Raw genomic sequence first — 18,655 nt, forward strand, 5'->3', positions numbered from 1 at the left:
CGTCGGCGACCGTCTCGCCCACGATGGCAGGGCGACGCCCGCCCTTGTTGCCCTTGGCCTCGGCGGCTCGCAGTCGGTCATAGGTGAGTTCGCGCTGGAGGTCGCGTTGGAGTTCGCCGGCGGCGGCGAGGGTCTGCACCATGAACTTCACCGTGGACAGCAGCTCGCCGGTGCGCGGGTGGCGGGCGGTGAGGTCCATGGCGGAGAACGCGCCGTCGTGGATGCGCAGGGCGAGGCGGTCGCGGTGGAGGACGTCGAGGATGTGGCCGGTGCCGCGTACGAGGCGGAACATCTCGGAGATGTGCACGGTGTCGCCCGGCCGCGGGTACGTGAGCAGTTCGCCGAACTTCGGGCGCTCAAGCGGGTGGAGGCGGCTGGAGGTGCCGGAGTCCTCCTCGAAAGTGACCGGGTCCTCGATTCCGGCCTCGGCGAGGACGAGGTTCTGTCGGGCGGCCGACTGCTGGTCGGTCGAGACCCGCTTGTAGACCAGGTTGGCCATGCCGCTCCCCGTGTCGGTGGTCGCATTCGACCCTAGCTGTCAGCAAACCCTGTCATCAGCCGCCATCGGATCTCATTGGATCGGAGCCGCCAACAGGCCCCGGAAGGTCCGGGTTCGTTGGACGCCCGCCGCACCTGTCGTCATTCGATCGATTGATGACAGCTCGGGCGAGGGGCGAGGCGTTGCGTGCCCAGCCCGACCACCCACCCGTCTCCCTTCTCGTCTCCGCCGTCACCCACGTCGCCGATGTTGAGGCACGGCGTCCCGCACCGGTCGAGCCGGAACATTCCCGGGCTGTCCGTAGTAACTCTCAGCCGCTTGTTGTCCGGTGTAGCCTCAGGGCTCAGGGTCTACCCGGTGGGGAGTTGGCCCTCGATGACTCCGGCCGCGCGGGGTGCGCCCCCGGCCGTGAGGACCTCCTGCTGCATGGCGCGCACTCGCTGCCGCGTGGCAGCGTTGGCCAGCAGGTCGTTCACGGCCGTCCGCAGCGTGTCGGCGGTGACGGCGTCGGGGGTGAGGACCGTACCGAGGCCCAGGTCCGTGATGCGCTCGGCGGTGGTCTGCTGCTCGGGTGTGTGCGGGATCGCCACCATCGGCACGGCCGAACCCAGGGCCTCCATCGTGGAGTTCATTCCGGTGTGGGTGACGAACGCGTCGGCGTGCGCGAGCACGGCCGGCTGCGGCACGCGCTGGTGTGCCTCGATGTTCACGGGCAGCGGGCCCAGGTCGCGCGGGTCGATGCCGGTGCCGACGGAGAGGATGACGTGGTACGGCTGATCGGCGAAGGCGCTCACGCACGTACGGAAGAACTCCGGCTCCTCGATGATCGTCCCGAGCGAGACGAGGACCAGGGGGCTGCCCGGCGGGGTGAAGTCGGCCGGCTCGGTCAGCCGGGTCGGGCCGACGAAGGCATATCGGTCGTCGAAGGTCTCGTTGCGTACGTGGAAGGCCCTGGGCTGGTAGACGAGGTTACGGGCGGCGGGCCGGTAGAAGTCGTGCAGTTCGACGGGCGGCAGGTCGTGACGCTCGAGCAGCACGGCAAGGAGCGCGTCGAACTCGGCCTTCACCGCTGGGGCCGCCTGGAACATCCCGACGATGAACGCCCCGAAGTCGTATCCCTCGCTCGCCGCGTGCGCACTCCACGACTGCACCCGCGGCACCCCCCACTTCGCAGCCAGCAGTGCGCCGGACCAGCCGAGCCAGTCGTTGACGAGCACATCCGGCCGGTCGTCCTCGTAGGCGTCCTCGATCTGCGGCAGCGCCTGCTCGACCTCCTCCAGGAGCGCGAGGGTGCCGCGTGCCGCGGCCTCCATGCCGTCGAGCACGAGGGGCTCGACGGGCTTGAGCCGGTAGGTGACCGGCTCGGCGCCGGCGGCGCGGACCGTGTCGGCCATGGCGGCGTCGGTCGCGTAGGTGACGCGGTGCCCGCGGGCGGTCAGCTCCCGCACGATCGGCAGGGTCGGGTTGATGTGCCCGAAGGCACCGGGGGCAATGAAGGCGATGTGCGCCATGGTGATCTTCCTTTTCGAGTGGAGGGTCAGGCAGCGAGGTCGTGATCGACCAGGTTCTCGCGGGGCAGGGCGAGGCAGAGTGCGGCACCGGCGAGGAACGCGGCGGCCGTCCAGGGCGCGGCGTGGGCTATCGCGTCGTTCCAGCCGCCGGGCACGTGGGCGAAGAAGGTGTTGCCGATCAGGGCGACACCAAGCGCGCCGCCGAACTGCTGGGCCGTGGAGAAGATCCCGGACGCGCAGCCCGCCAGCTCGACGGGAACGGCGCTCAGCACAATGTTGACCAGCGGGATCAGCACGAAGCCGAGCCCGGCGCCGGCGACGACGAAGCCGGGCACGAGCGGCCACGCGGCGGGTGCGGCACTGGTGGCCTGCCCCACCCACGCGAAGCCCACGGCCATCAGCAGTCCGCCGCCGGCCAGGACGTAACGGCCGAAGCGCGCGACCAGGCGGTTGACAAAGGGCGCGGAGAGGAACGCCCCGGCGCTGAAGGTGACCGTCACCAGGCCCGCCTGCGTGGGGGTGTATCCCTGGCCGGACTGCAGCCAGACGGTGAACACCATCAGGTAGCCGGACATGCCGCCGGCGAACAGCATCTGGATCACCAGCCCCGCACCGAACGCCGACCGGGCGAACAGCGCCGTCGGCAGCAGCGGCTGCACCACACCGCGCCGGGACTGATGGCGGACGAGCGCGATCAGCGTCAGGCAGCCGGAGGCGAGCAGCACCCAGCCCCACAGCGGCCAGCCGTTCGCGCGCCCCTCGATCAGCGGCAGCACGATCGCGGCAAGGGCGGCGGCCAGGGTCAGCGCGCCGGGCAGGCCGAGCCGCCCGGAGATGCGCTCAGCCCGCTCGTCCGGTATCCACAGCGCCCCAAGCACGAACACGGCCACAGCGATGGGGACGTTGACGGCGAACACGGTCCGCCAGCCCCAGCCGAACAGATCCCGGTCGGTCAGCACACCACCGAGAACTACGCCCACCGCGCTGGCCGTCCCCGCGACCGCGCCGTAGAGCGCGAAGACCTTGGCCCGCTCGGCCCCGTCGAACAGGGTGCGCACCGTGCCGAGCACCTGCGGAAGCAGCAGCGCCGCCGCCACCCCCTGCACTGCGCGCGCCCCGATCAGCTGTCCCGCGCCGGCCGCGACCGCACTGCCCAGACTGGCCAGGGCAAAGCCCGCCACACCCGTCAGGAACAGCCGCTTGCGGCCGAAGCGGTCGCCGAGATGCCCAGCGATGATCAACGTGGCGGCGAAGCCCAGCATGTAGGCCGACACCATCCACTCCAGCTGCGTCGCGGAGGCGTCAAGGCCCTGGCCTATCGCGGGCAGTGCGGTGTTCACGATCGAGGCATCGATCAGGTCCAGCATCGCGGCCAGGACCATCACGATCGCCGCGCCCCAGCCCTTCGCGTACGGCGGTGTCCTGCCGGTCTCCTGCTCCCGCGCGCTCGTCAGCCCGTCCATGCCTTCACCAGCTCCTGCCTCACAATGTCTTTCCATCACCGAGAATCACCCAACCGGATACATTTGTCAACCAGATGATTGATTAAAGTAGTGACGGGATTGATTCAAGTGTGCGAGCGGCTGACATAATGGGCGTATGACTTCAGCACAGACCGGCGAGGCATCCGGCCCGGAGCGGAAGAAGCGCAGGTCACCGGCGCCCGGCGAGCGGCAGCGGGACGCCGAGCGCACCAAGGAGCGCATCCTCGAAGCCGCTATGGAGGAGTTCTCCGCGAAGGGCCCGGCCGGGGCGCGCCTCTCGGCCATCGCCCGCCGGGCCGGTGTGAACCAGCAGCTGATCTCGTACTACTTCGACGGCAAGGACGGTCTCTACCGCGAGATGGGCAAGCAGTGGCGCGCCCACGAAGCGGAGGCGTTCCCGGACGACATGCCCGTAGCAGAAATGCTCAAGGGGTACGTGCGTGCCAGCGTCGGGCACCACCGCGGCGGCCGCCTGCTCGCCTGGGACGGCCTCGCCGACACCGGCCCCGACGACGAGGACCCCGAAGAGGCCCGCGAGCGCAACGCCCGCCTCCAGCAGGAGGTCGAAGCGATCCGCGCCCGCCAGCGCGCCGGCGAACTCGACGACTCCATCGACCCTGCGGCCCTGATGCTCATCACCTTCGGCGCGGGCAACGCCCTGGCCGTCTACCCCCACATCGCCCGCGGCCTCTTCGGCACCGACGCGAGCTCCCCCGAGCTCGTCGAGCGTTACGCGGACGAGGTCGCGCGACTCTTCGCACGGCTGGCGGGCGGATCCGACCCCCGCTGACGGCCACCTGCGCCGGCCTCCGGGACCTGTTGCCGATGCCTTGGCCCGGTCAGGCCACGGCTCCGAAGGTCTCGGCGTGCACGCCCTGGTCGCGGAGCTGGGTGAAGTCGACGTCGAGCTTCGTCTCGTACGACTCGGGCTGAATGCCGAGTTCGTGTGTGGAGTACTCGCCGAACCGTTCGATGTGCTCGGTCAGGTACGGCCACATGTGGCCCAGGTCCTCCGGGGCGATCTCCCAGCCCTCTTCCAGGAGCTGGCGGACGATCTCCGCGATGTCCAGGGCATTATGGAAGATCACCGCGTTGGTGAGCAGGGCGTTGAACTTCATCGCCCTTTCCTGCTCCATGGGGTCGTTGTCGGCGAGGACGCCCTGGTTGCCGAAGCCGACCCACTGGGAGAACCGGTTGAACGACTCGACCTTGTTCGTCGCCGCGGTCACCCGCCGGCGCAGCGGTGCGTCCGCGAGGTAGCGAAGTAGCTGCACCGTGCGGATCACGCGGCCGATCTCGCGGAACGCGGTGTAGGTGGAGTTCTTGTTCGACCCGGATCGCAGCCGCTTCAGCAGCGTCGAGGAGGAGAAGATCGAAGTCGATGACGTTCTTCCCGGCCTCGCCGAACAGCGAGTCGATGTGCACGTACTCGCTCTGTTTGGACGGGCGGTAGAAGGTCAGGCCCTTCCAGTTCCTGATCCTGGGCCTCAGATCGAAGCCCAGCAGGTGCGCCAGGGCGAAAACAGGAACGCTCTGGCCCTGGGTGTCGGCGTGCACGGTGGTCGGCTTGACCTCGCTGGTGTTCTTGAGGAGGCCCTCGATGATGTAGACGGCCTCCCACACTCCGCACGGGATGAAGTGCGTGGACAGCGCAACGTAGGTGTCGGAGATGTGGTGGTAGGCGATCCCGCCCGCCTTGCCGTACCGCACACTCGTCTCGGCGAGCAGGTTGTTGAGGTAGGTGTCCATATGGGTGCCGTCTGCCGCCACGGCGGTGCCGTCGCCCCACGCCTGGGAGATGTCCAGACGGGCGTGCGCGTTGACCAGGTCGGCGACGGCCTCGTTCAGCAGCACGATGGAGAAGTGCCGGTTCGCCACGTACGACAACTCATGCCCGGACACACCAGGGATGTGCTTGGCCGCCTCGTAGGGGCCCATGTTGGTGCCCTTGACGAACGTGGTGAGCACGTACCGGCCGAACGGATCCTTCAGCTTCGGGTCGTGGCCCGAGGGCGGGCCGAAACGGCGCCACCACTCCACCCAGTACGCGGTACGGGCCACGATCCCCATCAGCGTGCGCTCTGGCATTCGCGCCTTGACCTCCTGCTCCAGCCGCTTCGCCGAGGGCCGCTGCCCCTCGGAGCGGTGCGGCTTCAGCGACGGGATGCCGGTCTCCGGGTCGATGACCAGGCCCTCGTTGTCCGGATACCCGAACATCGCCTCGAAGTGCTTGCGCACGAACCGGCCGGGCCGAGTCTTGTCTAGGACGGCCTTGTGCCAGTTCTGCGTGGCGAACGAGATGTCGACCGCCTCGCCGTTCTCGCCGAGCGTGGTGATGCATTCGCCGCGGGCGCTCTCGTGCCGCATCGCGTGCGCGAGCGCGTCCAGCACCCGGCCGTCCTCGGACGTCGCGGTGAACTCCAGCTTCTCCGCCAGGTCGAACATCACCGACCGGTCCCGGCCCAGCTGCCCATACAGCAGCACCTCCCAGAAGTTGCCGTGGTGGGCGGAGACCTTCTCGATCTGCTCGTACTGCCCCGCGAACCCGCAGAAGCCCTCGACCGCCTTGGTGACCGCCCTCAGACCGCCGGCCTGCACCAGCTGGGCCCTGGCCAGGGCGAGCACGGCCGGGGAGATCTCCCCGCCCAGTCGGCGGGCGACCTCCTCCACTGGCGCCGCCTCGTCCAGCCCGTCCAGGGCCTTCACGGCCTCGGCGGTCATCGCCGCGGCCTTCGCCAGCGCCTGATGGGCGGGGCCGCCGTCGTCGAGGTTCTTGAGCACGGTGCGGTAGTTCCCGATCAGGGCCTCGGTGATCTCCCGCTCAGCGAGCCGGATCTCCTCCAGCTCCTCCTTGGCCTTCTTGATCTTCATGGCGACCCGCTTGCAGAACATCGTCGCCAGGTCGTCGCGCACCCGCATCCGTGCCTTGTGGGCGAGGCAGGCCATCAGCGCGATCCGCTTGACGGGCGCGTAGTCCCGTAGTTCGGAGGCATCTGCCGCATCCGCGTCCCCGGCGAAGTCGGTGATCTTTGGCGCGGCGATGCCGTCCACCCACACGGCGGTGTCGCCGAGCTCGTCCAGCCACTCCCGATGTGTGAACAGACGCTTGAAGTGCGACCAGTTCGGGCCCTGGGCTGTCTGCTTCAGCCGGTTGAACCGCGTGGTGCCGTCGCTGTCGCGCTCTTACAACAGCCGCAGCATCCCCGCTCGCTCCGCCAGGCTCATCCGGTCGTGGATGCCGCAGCAGATCGAGGCGTTTCACTTCGGCCCGGATCGTGGAGGCCATCGTGTCGAAGGTGGAGAACGCCGGCAGTTCGAGACCGGCAGCCAACACCTTCTCCAGCGCGATATTGATCAAGTCGGCGGGCCGGTTCTTCGACGCGGCCTCCTTTCGGATCGCCTCCTCGGCGATCCGCCGGGTCTTTGACTGCTTGTACTTCGTTCCCACCCGCCGGCGCACCTCCGCGCGCTGCCGCTCGGTGGTGCGTCCCGCCTCGTACAACGGGAGCGTGCCCTCCGGCAGCTCGACCGTACGACGGACGAAGTCGACCACCATCTCCGGATACTCGTCCGGCTTCGGGAACCGCCCCATCCGCTGGTACGACTTCAGCGCCAGCAGCAACGCGAGCTGATGCCCATCAAAGTCCATCCGCTCAGCGGCCCCCGCCGCCTCCTCTCGCGTCGGCGCGAAGAAGAGATGCAGCTCGTGCGCGGTGATCAGCCGCTTGAACCGCGGATACGCGGTCCGCTCGATCGAGGTCACAAGTCCTGTCCCCGGCCCAGAGATCAGTCAGTATCAGCACCAACGACCTTCGGCCGAATGGGTGACGGCCGCCATCGAGCCGGACTTCAAGATCAAGTATTGGCGGCTCTTGGGCTTGCCTCGGCGCTACCCCCCTCGCGGCCCGCGACACCGCATGGTGGGGGCAGGGCACGGCATGCGCGTCGGACTCGAGAAAGTTCGGGTCCTGGTCATCGAACTTCATGACCGAGTACCACGCCCGCTACGGCGGCAACGGCGTGATGATCTACTGCCACGTCGAGTGGAAGAACGTCTGCATCTACTCCCAGCTCAAGAGCTGTTCGTCGTCCGAGGTCGCGGCGATGATCGAAGGCCTGCTGCGGCACTGCAGCGATGCTGAGATCGAGTCGAACTACGTCGACACGCACGGCGCATCCGTCGTCGGCTTCGCCTTCACCGAGCTGCTGAACTTCCGGCTGCTGCCCTGGCTGAAGAACATCGGCAGCATCCGCCTGTATCGCCCCGACGACGATCCTCCCGGCTGGCCCGCACTCGGCGGCTCGCTGACCCGGGCCATCAAGTGGGACCTGATCGCCCAGCAGTACGACCAGATGGTCAAGTACGCCACCGCCCTGCGCCTGGGCACCACGGAGGCCGAACAGGTGCTGCGCCGCTTCACCCGCGGCGGTCCCGACCACCCCACCTACGCAGCGCTCGAAGAACTCGGCCGCGCCGTCCGCACCATCTTCGCGTGCGACTACCTCGCCAGTCCCGGCCTGCGCCGAGAGATCCACGGCGGCCTCCAGGTCGTAGAGAACTGGAACTCGGCGAACACTGTGCTGCACTACGGCAAGGACGGCGCCCTGACCGGCCGGACAAGGAGCACGCCGAGACGTCGATGCTTGCCCTGCACCTGCTCCAGTCCGCGCCCGTGCACGTCAACACGCTGCTCCTTCAACAGGTCCTCGCCGAACCGGCCTGGGCAACGAAGCTCACCGACGAGGACCGGCGCGGCCTGACCGCGTTGTTCTGGTCGAACATCAACCCGTATGGCACCTTCCGGCTCGACATGGACTCCCGGCTCGACCTGTCCACAGTGACCATCCCCGGTCAGCGCGCCCCCGGAGCCAGCGCGTGGACCATGCCCGGGACTGAAGTAGCGGGAACACCTGCCTCCGACGAGTAGACACTGTCTACGCAGCTTGGTAGACCATGTCTATGGATAGCGAAGGCTCCCTTCGGGAGCGGTTGATCGACGTCGGAGTGGATCTCGTGACGCCCGAGGGCTCCGCGTCGCTGGGGCTGCGCGAGATCGCCCGCTGCGCGGGAGTGTCACACGGGGCGCCGCGTCGGTACTTCCCGACGCACCACGCTTTGCTCTCCGCGATCGCCCGGTGCGGCTTTGAAGACCTCCGGGCACGGTTCGGGGCCGCGATCGCCAACACGGCATCGCCGCGCGCTCAGTTGCAGGCGGCCGCGCGGGTGTACGTCGGGTACGTGCTAGATTGCCGGGGAATGTTCGAGCTGATGTTCCGTCACGGCCTCCTCGACAGCCGGAAGCATGCGTCGGATGGGCTACGGTTGCGGGAATCGACTCTCCCTCTGTTCGAGCGCATCGTCGCCCTCGTTGCCCGATGCGAGGTGGAGCGGGATGCCGCGCACCGCAGCGGGCCGGCCGAGCCTGCACCACCGCCGACTGTGACGGCTGCCGCCCTGTGGGCGAACCTGCACGGCGTCGCCCAGCTGTGGGCGTGGGGCAGTCTGCAGCTCGCCCTTGACGCCGAACCGCCCGGCGGTGCACCTCGTGGCGACCAACTCGATCGGCTCGTCGCGGCGGTGCTCGACGCTCACCTGGGCCCGGTGAACTCGTGACCGCACCCGTGCGGCGGCATGTCGCGCTCCTGGCCAGCGTGGCCGGGGCGATGCTTGTCGCGCTGGACGGCACAGTCCTGCTGGTGGCGCAGCCCAGCCTGCAGCGCGACCTCGGCATGAGCGTGGCGCAGGTTCAGTGGACGAGCACCGGTTATCTGCTCGCGGTGGCCTCACTCCTCGTCATCGCCGGGCGCCTCGGGGACCGGTACGGGCACCCGCGGCTGCTGCTCGTCGGCGTGCTCGGTTTCGGGGCCGCCTCGGGCGGCATCGCGCTGGCGTCCGGGGTCGGCTGGGTGATCGGCCTGCGTGTCGCACAGGGCGTGTTCGGCGCGCTGCTCCAGCCTGCGACACTCGCGTTGCTGCGGCTGACGTACCCGGCGGACCAACTCGGTGTACCGGTCGCCATCCGCACCAGCGCGATAGGGGTAGCCGCGGGGGCCGGTCCGATCCTCGGTGGTGTCCTCGTCGCCCATCTGGGCTGGCGTGCCGTGTTCTGGCTCAACGCCCCCATCGCCCTTGCGATCGCCGCGCTGACCCTCGCAGTCCGGCCGCCGGCCCCCGAACGCACCGGCTCCCAGCGGCCCGACCTCACCGGCGCAGCCCTGCTCGCGACCGCGCTCGCGGTCATGGTCCATACCCTGGTCGGAGTGCCAACGGGCGGGTGGACCGCCGCGCCGACGCTGCTCGGGCTCCTTTCCGTCACGGCCCTCGCAGCTGTCTTTGCCTCGCACGAACGCCGCACCGCGCACCCGATCGTGCCGCACGCGGTCGCGCGATCCACACCGGTAACGGCGTCAATGGCGATCCTGCTGGTCACCTCCGCCGGCCTGTTCGGCGCGCTGTTCACGGCTACGTTCTACCTCCAAGACGTGCTCAGCCTCGACCCGTTCGCCAGCGGGCTGCGCGTCCTTCCGATGACCGCACTCATGGTCCTCGGCGCGCCCTTGGCCAGCACCGCACTGCGCCGGTATGGCCCGCGCCGCAGCGCGATCGCTGGTACGGCCCTCGTAGCCGCCGGCATCGCGGGGCTGTCCCGGCTCGGTCCGACGAGCCCGTGGATGGCCATGGGCGCGACCTTCGCCGTGCTCGGCGCGGGGTTCGCGACCGTGATGGTCACCGCCACCGGGACCGTCGTCGGGGACGCGCCACCCGGGTACGCCGGGGTCGTCGGCGGGCTCAAGCAGACCGCGATGAACATCGGTCCGATCCTCGGCATTGCCATCGCCTCCAGCGCGGCCAGGGATCACGCCGCAGGGCCCGCAGCAAATAGGCCCCACCCTGCTGGCCCTGGCCGCACTCACCGCCCCCGGCACACTACCGGCGGCCCTGCTACCCCGACGCCCGGCCCACCGAGCAAGACCAGAGCAGACACGACCACCCCAGCCGGTACTCACTCACGACACAAAAGACAGGTGACATGCATACCGATCCCGCAGCTGACGGATTCACAGTGCCCATCAGTGACCGCTACTTCGAGGACTACACAGCGGGAACGACCCACGACTACGGAAGCCTCACAATCACCGAGCAGGAAATCATCGACTTCGCATCCCGATTCGACCCCCAGTCATTCCACGTCGACCCCATCGCAGCGAAAGACGGACCATTCGGCGGACTCATCGCCAGCGGCTGGCACACCGTCGCCCTGATGATGCAGCTGTTCGCCAAGCACTACCTGTCCTCGGTCGCCAGCCTGGGCAGCCCGGGAGTGGACGAACTGCGGTGGCTCAAGCCCGTACGCCCGGACGACTGCCTGCGCCTGCGCGTCCACACCCTCGACACGAGGCGTTCGCGATCCGATCCCGGGCGCGGAATCGTGCGCACACTCGCCGAGCTCATCGACCAGGACGGCGCGCCCGTGCTGCGGGTAACAGTGGTCAATCTGCTCAGGACCCGGCACAGCACCTGAGCTTTCACGACTGGCACATCCCTCATCCCTGAGTGTCGGCAAACGACCGTCTGTCGACACTCGCCGCCGTGATCACGAACCCGCAGGTGGGCACTGTCGGCAACCCGCGTCGGAAGTCGACGCCGGCGATCGGTCGTTGGGGTAGTTTCCGACAATGCCTCTCGGCTACTGCCGCACATCGACGGCCGACCAGAACCCTGATCATCAGATCGAGCGCTTCTCCGCAACGGCGTCGACCGCGAAAGCATCCACGTCGACGTCGCCAGCGGCGCGAAGGCGTCCCGCCCGAAGCTCGATCTCGTCATGCAGCTGATGTGTGAGGGGGACACCTTGAAGGTCACCCGGCTCGACCGGCTCTCCCGCTCCGTGCTGCATCTGGTGACCCTCGGCGCCGACCTGCGCGTGCGCCGCATCGGGCTGCACGTCATCGAGCAGGGTATCGACACCGCCACCATGGAGGGCCGGGCGATGTTCGGGATGCTGTCGGTACTGGCTGAGCTCCAGCGCGAGCTGATTGTGGCGAATACGAACGACGGGCTCGCCTCCGCGCGGGCCCGGGGGCGGGTCGGCGGGCGCCGACCGAAGCTCACCGAGGACCAGGCCGCGCTCGCCCAACGGCTCTACGACGAGCGGGAGAAGACCGTCCAGCAGATCGCAGACATGTTCGGCGTGCCGCGGTCGACGGTGTACGGGCACCTCGACAAGACCAGGACCGTCCCCCGCCAACCCAGGAAGACCGCCGCCCCGAAGTCCTGAAACCAACCGGCGGGCTACTTTGCCCCTGGGGACAGAGCTGGGAGTCCGGGGCCGGCTGGACGAGCTCGGCCGGGCCGCCGAGGAGGTCCGGATGACTCGCAAGACACTGCTGGAGCTGCCCGATCCGCAGCCGCCAGGGCCGCCGGCCCCCAAGCTGCCGGACCATCCGGCCTACCAGCAGATCATGGCCGTGTTTGCCACGGCCGACGCGCCACTGCGGGCGCGGCAGGTATGCCAGGCGATGGACCTGCGCCCTCCTCCGACCGCGGGCCGCCGTCCGCTCGAGCGTGACCGGAAGCCGCGGAACGCCACAGAGGCGGCCGCCCCGATCCGGGGCAGCCGCCTCCGCTGCTACGCCGTGGTCGGTCTTGTAGGGCTTGCGCTCGCTCACGGTGTACAGCTCAGCACGCCCCAGCCCTCCGACCGCCTGGGATGCCACAGTCCCACAAGTTCAGGTGACGACAAATCACCTATCAACTCGCATACCACCCTCTGAGAAGATCTCGGGCATGAACGCGCCCCTGGAGCCGTCCGAACTCCTCGTCGCCTCGCCTGTGATCCTGACCGACATCCGGATCGGGTACGCCAGGGTGTCGACCGGCGGGCAGAAGCTCGACCGCCAGATCGACGCACTCAGCGCGGTGGGCTGCCGCAAGATCTTCGCCGACAAGAAGTCCGGCAAGAACGACCTGCGCCCGGAACTGTCTGAAGGCGTGCCATGCCTTCCTCGATCCCGGCGACACCCTCGTGGTGCCCAGCCTCGGACGGTACGGCCGCTCGCTCCAGGACCTCGTCAACATGGTCGCCGAGCTCCGCGAGCGCGGATCGGCTTCCAGTCCCTGCGTGAGGCGCTCGACACCATGACCCCGGGCGGGCGCCTGATCTTCCACGTCTTCGCGGCGCTCGCCGAGTTCATCCGCGAACTCATCGTCGTCGGCACTTACGAGGGCCTGGCCGCGGCCCGCGCCCGGGGCAAGGTCGGCGGGCGCCCCACCGTCGTCGACGAGGACCTGATTCGGGCGGCCCGGGACATGCTCCCCAACCCGGCCAGCAGCGTGACCTCCATCGCGAAGATCCTTGGCGTCTCCGTCGGGAGGCTCTACAACCACATTCCGGACCTCAAGGAGCTCCGCAACTCCCTCGTCCCGCACCAGCTGGAGGGCAGCAAGTGATCCCCACGTGATCAGGGGTGTTCGTGGCGCGGGTCAGTTGGTGGGGCTGGGCCAGGGGGTGTCGGTTTCGACGGGGTCGGTGTAGTCGATGCCGGGGACGGAGAATCCGTAGAGACGGCGGACTTCGTCGGTGAACCAGTCGAGGTCGGCGAGTTCGGTGATGGTGTCGCTGGTGGCGGTGTTCCAGCGTTCGGCGACGGCGTTCTGCACGGCGGAGTCGAGTTCCCAGGTATCGAGGCGGACGCGGCCCTCGTCGTCGAGGTCGAGGGGGCGGGCGCCGGTCAGCTGGTCCCATAGCTCTACCAGCTGACCGATCGGGGCCACCATGGCGTCGCCGAGGACGCCGCGCAGCAGCCCGACGTACAGGGCGATGCCGGGGATGGCCGTGGAGGACTGGGTGACGGCGGCGGCGTTGACCGAGGTGACGGCCCGGCCCCCCAGCATCTTGCCGAGGCGCTCGTTCAACGTGCGTGCGGTGGCTTCCAGATGAGACTTCGCGGCGCCGATGGTGCCCTGGCGGTAGATCGCCGCAGTGAGTGGCGAGCCGATGTAGGAGAGGGCGGCGGTGGTGAACCCGTCGGCGAGCAGGGACCGGTCGGCCAGGAAGGTGATCCAACGTTCCCAGTCGGCGCCGCCCATCACCGCCACGGTCTGCTCGATGTCGTCGCCCTCGGCCGGCGCGGTGGTGACGTCCTTGACCTCCGGGGCACCGTGCTCGTCGAAGACGAGGGTCTTGGTGGTGTACGGCGAGTCGACCGGCTTGAGGACCGACGCATACACGGTGCCGGTGTCCGGGTCGGTGCGGCGGGGCGCGGCCACCGAGTAGATCAGGAAGTCGAGTCGCCCGCCGAACCGCTCGGCGATCAGGTCGGCGACCTGCTCCTTCACCGTGTCGCTGAACGCGTCGCCGTTGAGGAAGACCACGTCCCGGCCGTGCTGTTGGGCGAGCCGGGCGGTGGCGGCGGTGCGATACCAGCCAGCTGTGCCGGTGCGGCGCGCGGGCGCCTTCTCGAAGCACACGCCGATGCCACGGATACCGACCCGGGCCAGGCCCGCGATCGTAGCGGCCAGACCGTACCCGGCGGACGAGCCGATGATCAGCGCTACCGGCGCTTCGCCGCCGACGGTGGCCGGGGTGGGGACGGCCTGCCACATGTCGTCCACCAGCTGTTGGCAGCCGCCAGGATGGGAGTCGAGGAACAGGAAGCCCCGGCTTTTGGGCGCAATGACGCGTTCGCTCATGGTGTGGTGCCCCAGGTGTTGTCACGGACAAGGACCCGGCGGCCGTGCGGGCCGCCGCGTTCTGCAAGTCTGCGGCCGTGCGGATGACTACGGTGATCTTGACTGGCACAACGATGTCCTGTGGGACTTGTAGGTGTTGTCGGGATCAGTGTGCCGTCCACGATCAGTGCGGCATCCTTGCGGAACCGCTTGCGCGGCTGCAGGGCGAGTGACGGGGCGAGCTGGTCGATGATGCGGCCGACGGCCGACTTCGAGATCCCGAAGAGCGGAGCGAGCTGCCGCAGTGTCAGGTTCGTCCGCCAGTACGCAGCGACAAGCAGGAGCCGGTCCTCCAACGGCAGGCTCCACGGCCGACCTTTGCGAACCGGATCCGCGCCCTCGCGTCGTAACGCGGTGAGCAGCTTGCCGAACTGCTGCGCTGTCAACCCGGTGAAGGGGATTATCCAGGAAGGCTCCGACGCCGTGATCACACCAGTCACGTCGCGATCATTCCACTGCTTCAGGTTCTCCCTGCTCGAACGCGGTACGGCAGAGTTCAATCTGCTCGGCCACCCGCTCCATGAACCAGCGTGTGATCTCGTAGGAGATGACGTGTACCTCGGGCCGTGGACGATCAGTTCCGCTCATCCCAGCGACGAGAACAGCCGGTCGGCTCCCTACCCCCTACCTCACCAGCGTGCCGTCACCTCGGAATGCATCGAGCACCGGCCGCTCCCCACGAGCAGCGGCACGAACCGAATCCAGCCCCACACAGACTCAAGGAAGGAGAGCGAGTTGGCGTGATTGGGCGACGAGGACGCCTCGCGAGTCCCAGATGTCGCAATCCTCTTCATGAAAGCCGCCGGCGACGTGACGGGTGTTGATCTTGCAGGCCAACCAGCCTGGGGCGGGCCGATCCCGCAGGTGGATGGTCAGCTCGAGAGTGGCCGAGGGCATCTCTCCCAGCTCCATGATCGCCGGATATGCCGCGTCGGCCAGGAACGGCAGACTCACAAGGTCGGGTTGGCGGCCGTCGGCGAACCGCATCCAGAACGTCATGCTGGGGTTACCGCTGGGCTGTCCATGCAGCCAACCGGGCGGTTGAGCAGTCCGGTATTCGACCCGGTCTGCGACGGTGATGCCGGGCAGTTCGATCCCGGCAAGTGGATCGGAGAGGTCGTCCGGCGATGGCAGGTCCGGCATCTTCGCCAGCGACAGACTGCGACCGTCCGCCTGGTCGAAGTCGGTGAACGTCGCCACGATCCGCAGGATCTCCTGGCCGCCCTGGCACATCCGTGCCTCGCGGGTAGAGGTTCGGCGCCCTTCCCTGGCCGACTCCACCTGAATCTCGGCCGGCCCCGCTGATCCCGGCCGGAGGAAGAACGCCGAGGCCACCAGCGGATCTGGATGGGCAGAGCGCTCCTGCAGGGCACGAACCCCAACGGCCATGAGATAGCCACCGTTGGGGTTGCCGCTGGTGGTGTTCCAGCGATCGGTGAGCTGAGCCGTGCAGCTTGTCTCACCGGCCCAGTTGAGCCGGGTGTCCTCGTCGAAATCGTGCTCGATGATCTGCCGCATGGGACAGAAGTTACTCAACAAGCGAAACCGCTCACCAGGCAGCCCATTCGTTGCTTCACTCACATCTTCCTCTGCACACCAGATGTCGCGCTCGTCAGAGTGAAACCCGCTGACGCTGACCTGCACAAATACGCTCCTCTTGAGTAACCAAGGATCCTTTGAGTCCGAGACGGTTAGTTCGCCCCTGACCGGGGTCAAGGCCGACGAGCGCGAGACGCTGCTGGACCTGCTCACTGCGAACCGCAACTGGCCGCCGCCCGGCCCGGACAACGGGGGGTGTGATGGAGTGGGCGCCATGACCGACATCGAGACGATCACGGTGCCCCGCCATCTGCGGGGATATCCCGGGGTGGCGTTCGGCGGATACATAGCGGGGGTGCTCGCCGGGCGGGCGGCGGCCAAGACCGTACGGGTGGACTTCCGACGGCCGACCCCAGTGGAGGTACCGGTGGGGCTCACGGAGACCGCCGACGGCGGGGCCGTGCTGACTGGTGCGGAGGGGGTGCTCGCGGTGGCCACGCCCGACGAACTGGACCTCGAAGTCCCCGAACCGCCCTCCTGGGACGAGGCATCGGCGGCGGCCGAGGCGTACCGCGCGGCTCCGCTGGAGGGGGCTGCGGACTGCTTCGGGTGCGGACTTGATCGCACGCCTGACACCGGGTTGCGCCAGCACTGCGGAGGAGTGCCGGGACGGGATCTGGTGGCCGCAGCGTGGACGGCCGGGCCCGCACTCGCCGACACGGAGGGGAAGCTGCGGGCGGAGCTGGTGTGGGGGGCACTCGACTGCCCCGGGAACGCGGCGGGTCGGCTGCAGGGGAAGTTGCGGGAGGGGGCCGTGACGGCCTCGCTCACGGCACGACTGCTCCGGCCGGTGCCGGTTTCCTCCCGGCTCGTGTCTTATGCGTGGGTCCTCTCGGAGGAAGGGCGGAAGCACCGGGTGGCTGTTGCCCTGGCCACGGCGGGGGGCGACCTTTGCGCAGTCGCCTCGGCGCTGTGGGTGGACCTTCGATAACCCCCCGGCGTTGGCTGGGGCCCGCGCAGCTCGGCCGACACGAGGTCCGGCCGACGCAGCCGGACCCGTGCGTGGACAGCAGGACCTCAGACCTAGAGGTTGCCCCGTATCGGGTGTGAGGGTTACGGGACAACCTTTAAACTTGTCGTTTAACTTCAGGCGTTCGGCGGGGTCGCGGCAACGGTGACCTGTGCTGTCCATGACCCGGGTTCCCGAGGCGGATCCCAGGTCACGTCGACGTCAGCTTCGTGAAATTCGTGTGCGAGTCCCACCACCATGGCGGCCACGGCGGCCCGTGCCTCGGCTGGGTCGGTGTTCGGCGGCACCTCGGCAAGACGCCCGCAAATTATCCCGCCTTCCTCTGTGAGGACACTGTGGCGCCAGCCTTCCGGCGTCGCCAGCAGGGCGATGCTTTTCGGCATGCCAAAGGGAGGCCGTCTCTTCTTCACGCGCTCTCGTCCCACCACGGAGCTATCCAACCTCGTCGGCTTCCTGGCGGTTCACGCGGGCGGAAGTTCAGTTGCCACGGCGGGGTCTGGTGCCGACCTTGTGGTGGGCTGGTCGGGCGTGTGCCTCACCGGTGGCGAGGACCCGCCCGACGTCGTGCCGGGGTGCCGGGCGCTGGTTCTTCGAGCCTGGCGGCCTGCCTGGGCCGGGGCAAGACGGTTTCGGTGCACCAGCCGGGGAGCCGGTCTTCGCGTGCAGGCGATGTCGAAGCGGCGCAAGAAGGACTGCCAGCAGCGGTCGACGTCCGCTTCGGTGGCGCCCGTGCGCGACCACCACAGCCAGAGCGGCTTGTTGACCCCACCGCTGGGCAGCTTCTCCACGACCAGGCGGATGACGGTGCCCTCGATGAGGGGCAGCGGCCCGTCGTGGTCGAGCCATGCGGCCCGGCGGGTCAGCCACGGGTGCAACCGGTCCCACGCCTGCGCGGTCGCCTTCCCATAGAGCCGGGTGTCCGTGGTCGTCACGGCCTGCTCGGTGCCCCAGGTTGTGGGGTCGCCGAAGACGAACTCGCCGCCGTGCTTGGGCGGCCGGCCGCCTTTGGGGGTTGGCCAGGTGGAACTCATTGCGGGAGGGTGCCGGACGCCGCATCACCCGATCCGAACGGAGCCGGCCGAGGATCTCGATGGGCAGCCCGGCCAGCAGGTGGGCGATGCGCGGAGCGTCGTATCCCGCGTCCAGCACGACCAGGACCTTCGGGTCGCCCGGCCGCCACTGGCCGGCGGCGACCAACCGCTCGACGACCTCGCGGATCTGGACCGTGGTCACGGCGGCGACGTCGGCGCCGGGCTCCAGGCGGATGGCGTCCAGCACCGCCGTCCAGGACGTGCGGCCGGTCTCCAGCGCGGCCACCACCGAGTACGGCCACCCGGGCACCATCTGGTGCTTGCCCTCACCCCCGCCGAACGCGTGACAAAAGGACCGGGTCAGCACACGTGTTGGCGTCCGGACGCAGCCACGGCGAAACATCCACCGCCAGCACGAGCCGACCATCCGCCGCCCTCGGCAACGGCACCCCGGCCAGGGCACAACGCAGCCGGGCGACGTCGATCCGACCCTGGTTGAGTCCGCCGTACAGAGCTCCGTGCCCGCGACGGTGTTCGGGCGCGAGCGCGAGATCAACGAGCGTTCGCACCGGCCCGTCCGTGCACAACAGCGCGTCGCCTAACTCGAACAACGCGGCGCCTCGCGCGGTCAGACACGCGTACAGCTCCGACCGGAAGTGCGACACTTCCGCGAACGCATCCCGCAGGACGCCCTGATGCACCAAACTCACGACCACGGCCTTCGCGCTGATCCACTCTGTGACGGAGCACAGGATCAGACGAAGGCCGCCTTCACGTCCGCTGAACTGCGAAAACGCCGACCAAGTTCGAGCCGCGTTCGACGCCGGAC

The 18,655-nt window shown here is 68.7% G+C and carries 15 protein-coding genes and 7 pseudogenes; 9 read left to right on the forward strand and 13 right to left on the reverse strand.

Annotated elements, in window-relative coordinates; all coding sequences use genetic code 11:
• Nucleotides 1-106 precede the first annotated feature (106 nt).
• The 3 genes and pseudogenes from PV419_RS33570 to PV419_RS33580 form a co-directional block, all read right to left on the reverse strand.
• A pseudogene (locus tag PV419_RS33570) lies at nucleotides 107-499 on the reverse strand (recombinase family protein); the annotation flags it as partial.
• Nucleotides 500-849: 350 nt separating this feature from the next.
• A complete protein-coding gene (locus PV419_RS33575) occupies nucleotides 850-2,010 on the reverse strand; it encodes a macrolide family glycosyltransferase (RefSeq protein ID WP_319695386.1) in 1,161 nt (386 codons plus the stop codon).
• Between the two features lie 26 nt (nucleotides 2,011-2,036).
• Nucleotides 2,037-3,473, reverse strand: coding sequence for an MFS transporter (locus PV419_RS33580; protein WP_319695388.1), 1,437 nt, complete (start codon nucleotides 3,471-3,473; stop codon nucleotides 2,037-2,039).
• A 136-nt stretch (nucleotides 3,474-3,609) separates the two neighbouring features.
• On the opposite strand from PV419_RS33580, the gene PV419_RS33585 reads away from it, so the two are divergent.
• A complete protein-coding gene (locus tag PV419_RS33585; protein WP_319695390.1) occupies nucleotides 3,610-4,284 on the forward strand; it encodes a TetR/AcrR family transcriptional regulator in 675 nt (224 codons plus the stop codon).
• Nucleotides 4,285-4,333: 49 nt separating this feature from the next.
• On the opposite strand, the gene PV419_RS33590 is transcribed toward PV419_RS33585, so the two are convergent.
• The 3 genes and pseudogenes from PV419_RS33590 to PV419_RS33600 all read right to left on the reverse strand — a co-directional run bounded on the left by PV419_RS33590 (nucleotide 4,334) and on the right by PV419_RS33600 (nucleotide 7,257).
• Entirely contained in the window at nucleotides 4,334-4,867 is a 534-nt protein-coding gene (locus PV419_RS33590; RefSeq protein WP_319695450.1) for a Tn3 family transposase, read from the reverse strand.
• Between the two features lie 37 nt (nucleotides 4,868-4,904).
• A pseudogene (locus tag PV419_RS33595) lies at nucleotides 4,905-6,413 on the reverse strand (Tn3 family transposase); the annotation flags it as partial.
• On the reverse strand, nucleotides 6,316-7,257 hold the full coding sequence (locus tag PV419_RS33600) for a DUF4158 domain-containing protein (protein ID WP_319695391.1): 942 nt from the start codon (nucleotides 7,255-7,257) through the stop codon (nucleotides 6,316-6,318). The pseudogene PV419_RS33595 and the gene PV419_RS33600, both read right to left, overlap by 98 nt.
• 98 nt (nucleotides 7,258-7,355) lie before the next feature.
• Between PV419_RS33600 and PV419_RS33605 the strand changes: the two are divergent.
• From PV419_RS33605 to PV419_RS33635, 7 genes and pseudogenes are all read left to right on the forward strand, one after another.
• Nucleotides 7,356-8,422 (forward strand): annotated as a pseudogene (locus PV419_RS33605) (Tn3 family transposase).
• A gap of 32 nt (nucleotides 8,423-8,454) precedes the next feature.
• On the forward strand, nucleotides 8,455-9,108 hold the full coding sequence (locus PV419_RS33610) for a TetR/AcrR family transcriptional regulator (RefSeq protein WP_319695393.1): 654 nt from the start codon (nucleotides 8,455-8,457) through the stop codon (nucleotides 9,106-9,108).
• 50 nt (nucleotides 9,109-9,158) lie between these two features.
• Nucleotides 9,159-10,524, forward strand: a pseudogene (locus tag PV419_RS33615) (MFS transporter).
• Between the two features lies 1 nt (nucleotide 10,525).
• The gene (locus tag PV419_RS33620; RefSeq protein WP_319695395.1) at nucleotides 10,526-11,017 is read left to right on the forward strand and encodes a MaoC family dehydratase; all 492 of its coding nucleotides are present in this window, start codon (nucleotides 10,526-10,528) and stop codon (nucleotides 11,015-11,017) included.
• Between the two features lie 246 nt (nucleotides 11,018-11,263).
• Nucleotides 11,264-11,773: a recombinase family protein gene (locus PV419_RS33625; RefSeq protein ID WP_319695452.1), complete on the forward strand. Its 510-nt coding sequence runs from the start codon at nucleotides 11,264-11,266 to the stop codon at nucleotides 11,771-11,773.
• Nucleotides 11,774-12,282: 509 nt separating this feature from the next.
• Nucleotides 12,283-12,405 (forward strand): annotated as a pseudogene (locus PV419_RS33630) (recombinase family protein); the annotation flags it as partial.
• Between the two features lie 73 nt (nucleotides 12,406-12,478).
• Nucleotides 12,479-12,945 (forward strand): annotated as a pseudogene (locus tag PV419_RS33635) (recombinase family protein).
• Between the two features lie 33 nt (nucleotides 12,946-12,978).
• On the opposite strand, the gene fabV reads toward PV419_RS33635, so the two are convergent.
• The 4 genes and pseudogenes from fabV to PV419_RS33655 form a co-directional block, all read right to left on the reverse strand.
• Complete coding sequence (gene fabV / locus PV419_RS33640; RefSeq protein WP_319695396.1) at nucleotides 12,979-14,187, reverse strand: enoyl-[acyl-carrier-protein] reductase FabV; 1,209 nt, start codon at nucleotides 14,185-14,187, stop codon at nucleotides 12,979-12,981.
• A 137-nt stretch (nucleotides 14,188-14,324) separates the two neighbouring features.
• Nucleotides 14,325-14,666 (reverse strand): annotated as a pseudogene (locus tag PV419_RS33645) (helix-turn-helix domain-containing protein); the annotation flags it as partial.
• A gap of 7 nt (nucleotides 14,667-14,673) precedes the next feature.
• Nucleotides 14,674-14,814, reverse strand: a complete 141-nt coding sequence (locus PV419_RS33650; RefSeq protein WP_319695398.1) for a hypothetical protein — start codon at nucleotides 14,812-14,814, stop codon at nucleotides 14,674-14,676.
• 129 nt (nucleotides 14,815-14,943) lie between these two features.
• On the reverse strand, nucleotides 14,944-15,870 hold the full coding sequence (locus PV419_RS33655) for a thioesterase family protein (protein ID WP_319695400.1): 927 nt from the start codon (nucleotides 15,868-15,870) through the stop codon (nucleotides 14,944-14,946).
• A 13-nt stretch (nucleotides 15,871-15,883) separates the two neighbouring features.
• Between PV419_RS33655 and PV419_RS33660 the strand changes: the two genes are divergently transcribed.
• Nucleotides 15,884-16,756, forward strand: a complete 873-nt coding sequence (locus tag PV419_RS33660; RefSeq protein WP_319695401.1) for a hypothetical protein — start codon at nucleotides 15,884-15,886, stop codon at nucleotides 16,754-16,756.
• A gap of 155 nt (nucleotides 16,757-16,911) precedes the next feature.
• Here PV419_RS33660 and PV419_RS33665 read toward each other — a convergent pair whose 3' ends face one another.
• The 3 genes from PV419_RS33665 to PV419_RS53465 all read right to left on the reverse strand — a co-directional run bounded on the left by PV419_RS33665 (nucleotide 16,912) and on the right by PV419_RS53465 (nucleotide 18,536).
• Nucleotides 16,912-17,178 carry a hypothetical protein gene (locus PV419_RS33665; protein ID WP_319695403.1) on the reverse strand — a complete coding sequence of 89 codons (267 nt, stop codon included), beginning with the start codon at nucleotides 17,176-17,178 and terminating at the stop codon, nucleotides 16,912-16,914.
• A gap of 94 nt (nucleotides 17,179-17,272) precedes the next feature.
• Nucleotides 17,273-18,253: a transposase gene (locus PV419_RS33670; RefSeq protein ID WP_415925427.1), complete on the reverse strand. Its 981-nt coding sequence runs from the start codon at nucleotides 18,251-18,253 to the stop codon at nucleotides 17,273-17,275.
• Nucleotides 18,153-18,536, reverse strand: coding sequence for a transposase (locus PV419_RS53465; protein WP_415925428.1), 384 nt, complete (start codon nucleotides 18,534-18,536; stop codon nucleotides 18,153-18,155). Before PV419_RS53465 ends, PV419_RS33670 begins: the two co-directional genes overlap by 101 nt.
• Nucleotides 18,537-18,655: the final 119 nt, after the last annotated feature.

It is taken from the genome of Streptomyces sp. ME19-01-6 (assembly GCF_033793745.1).
Taxonomy (GTDB): Bacteria; Actinomycetota; Actinomycetes; order Streptomycetales; family Streptomycetaceae; genus Streptomyces.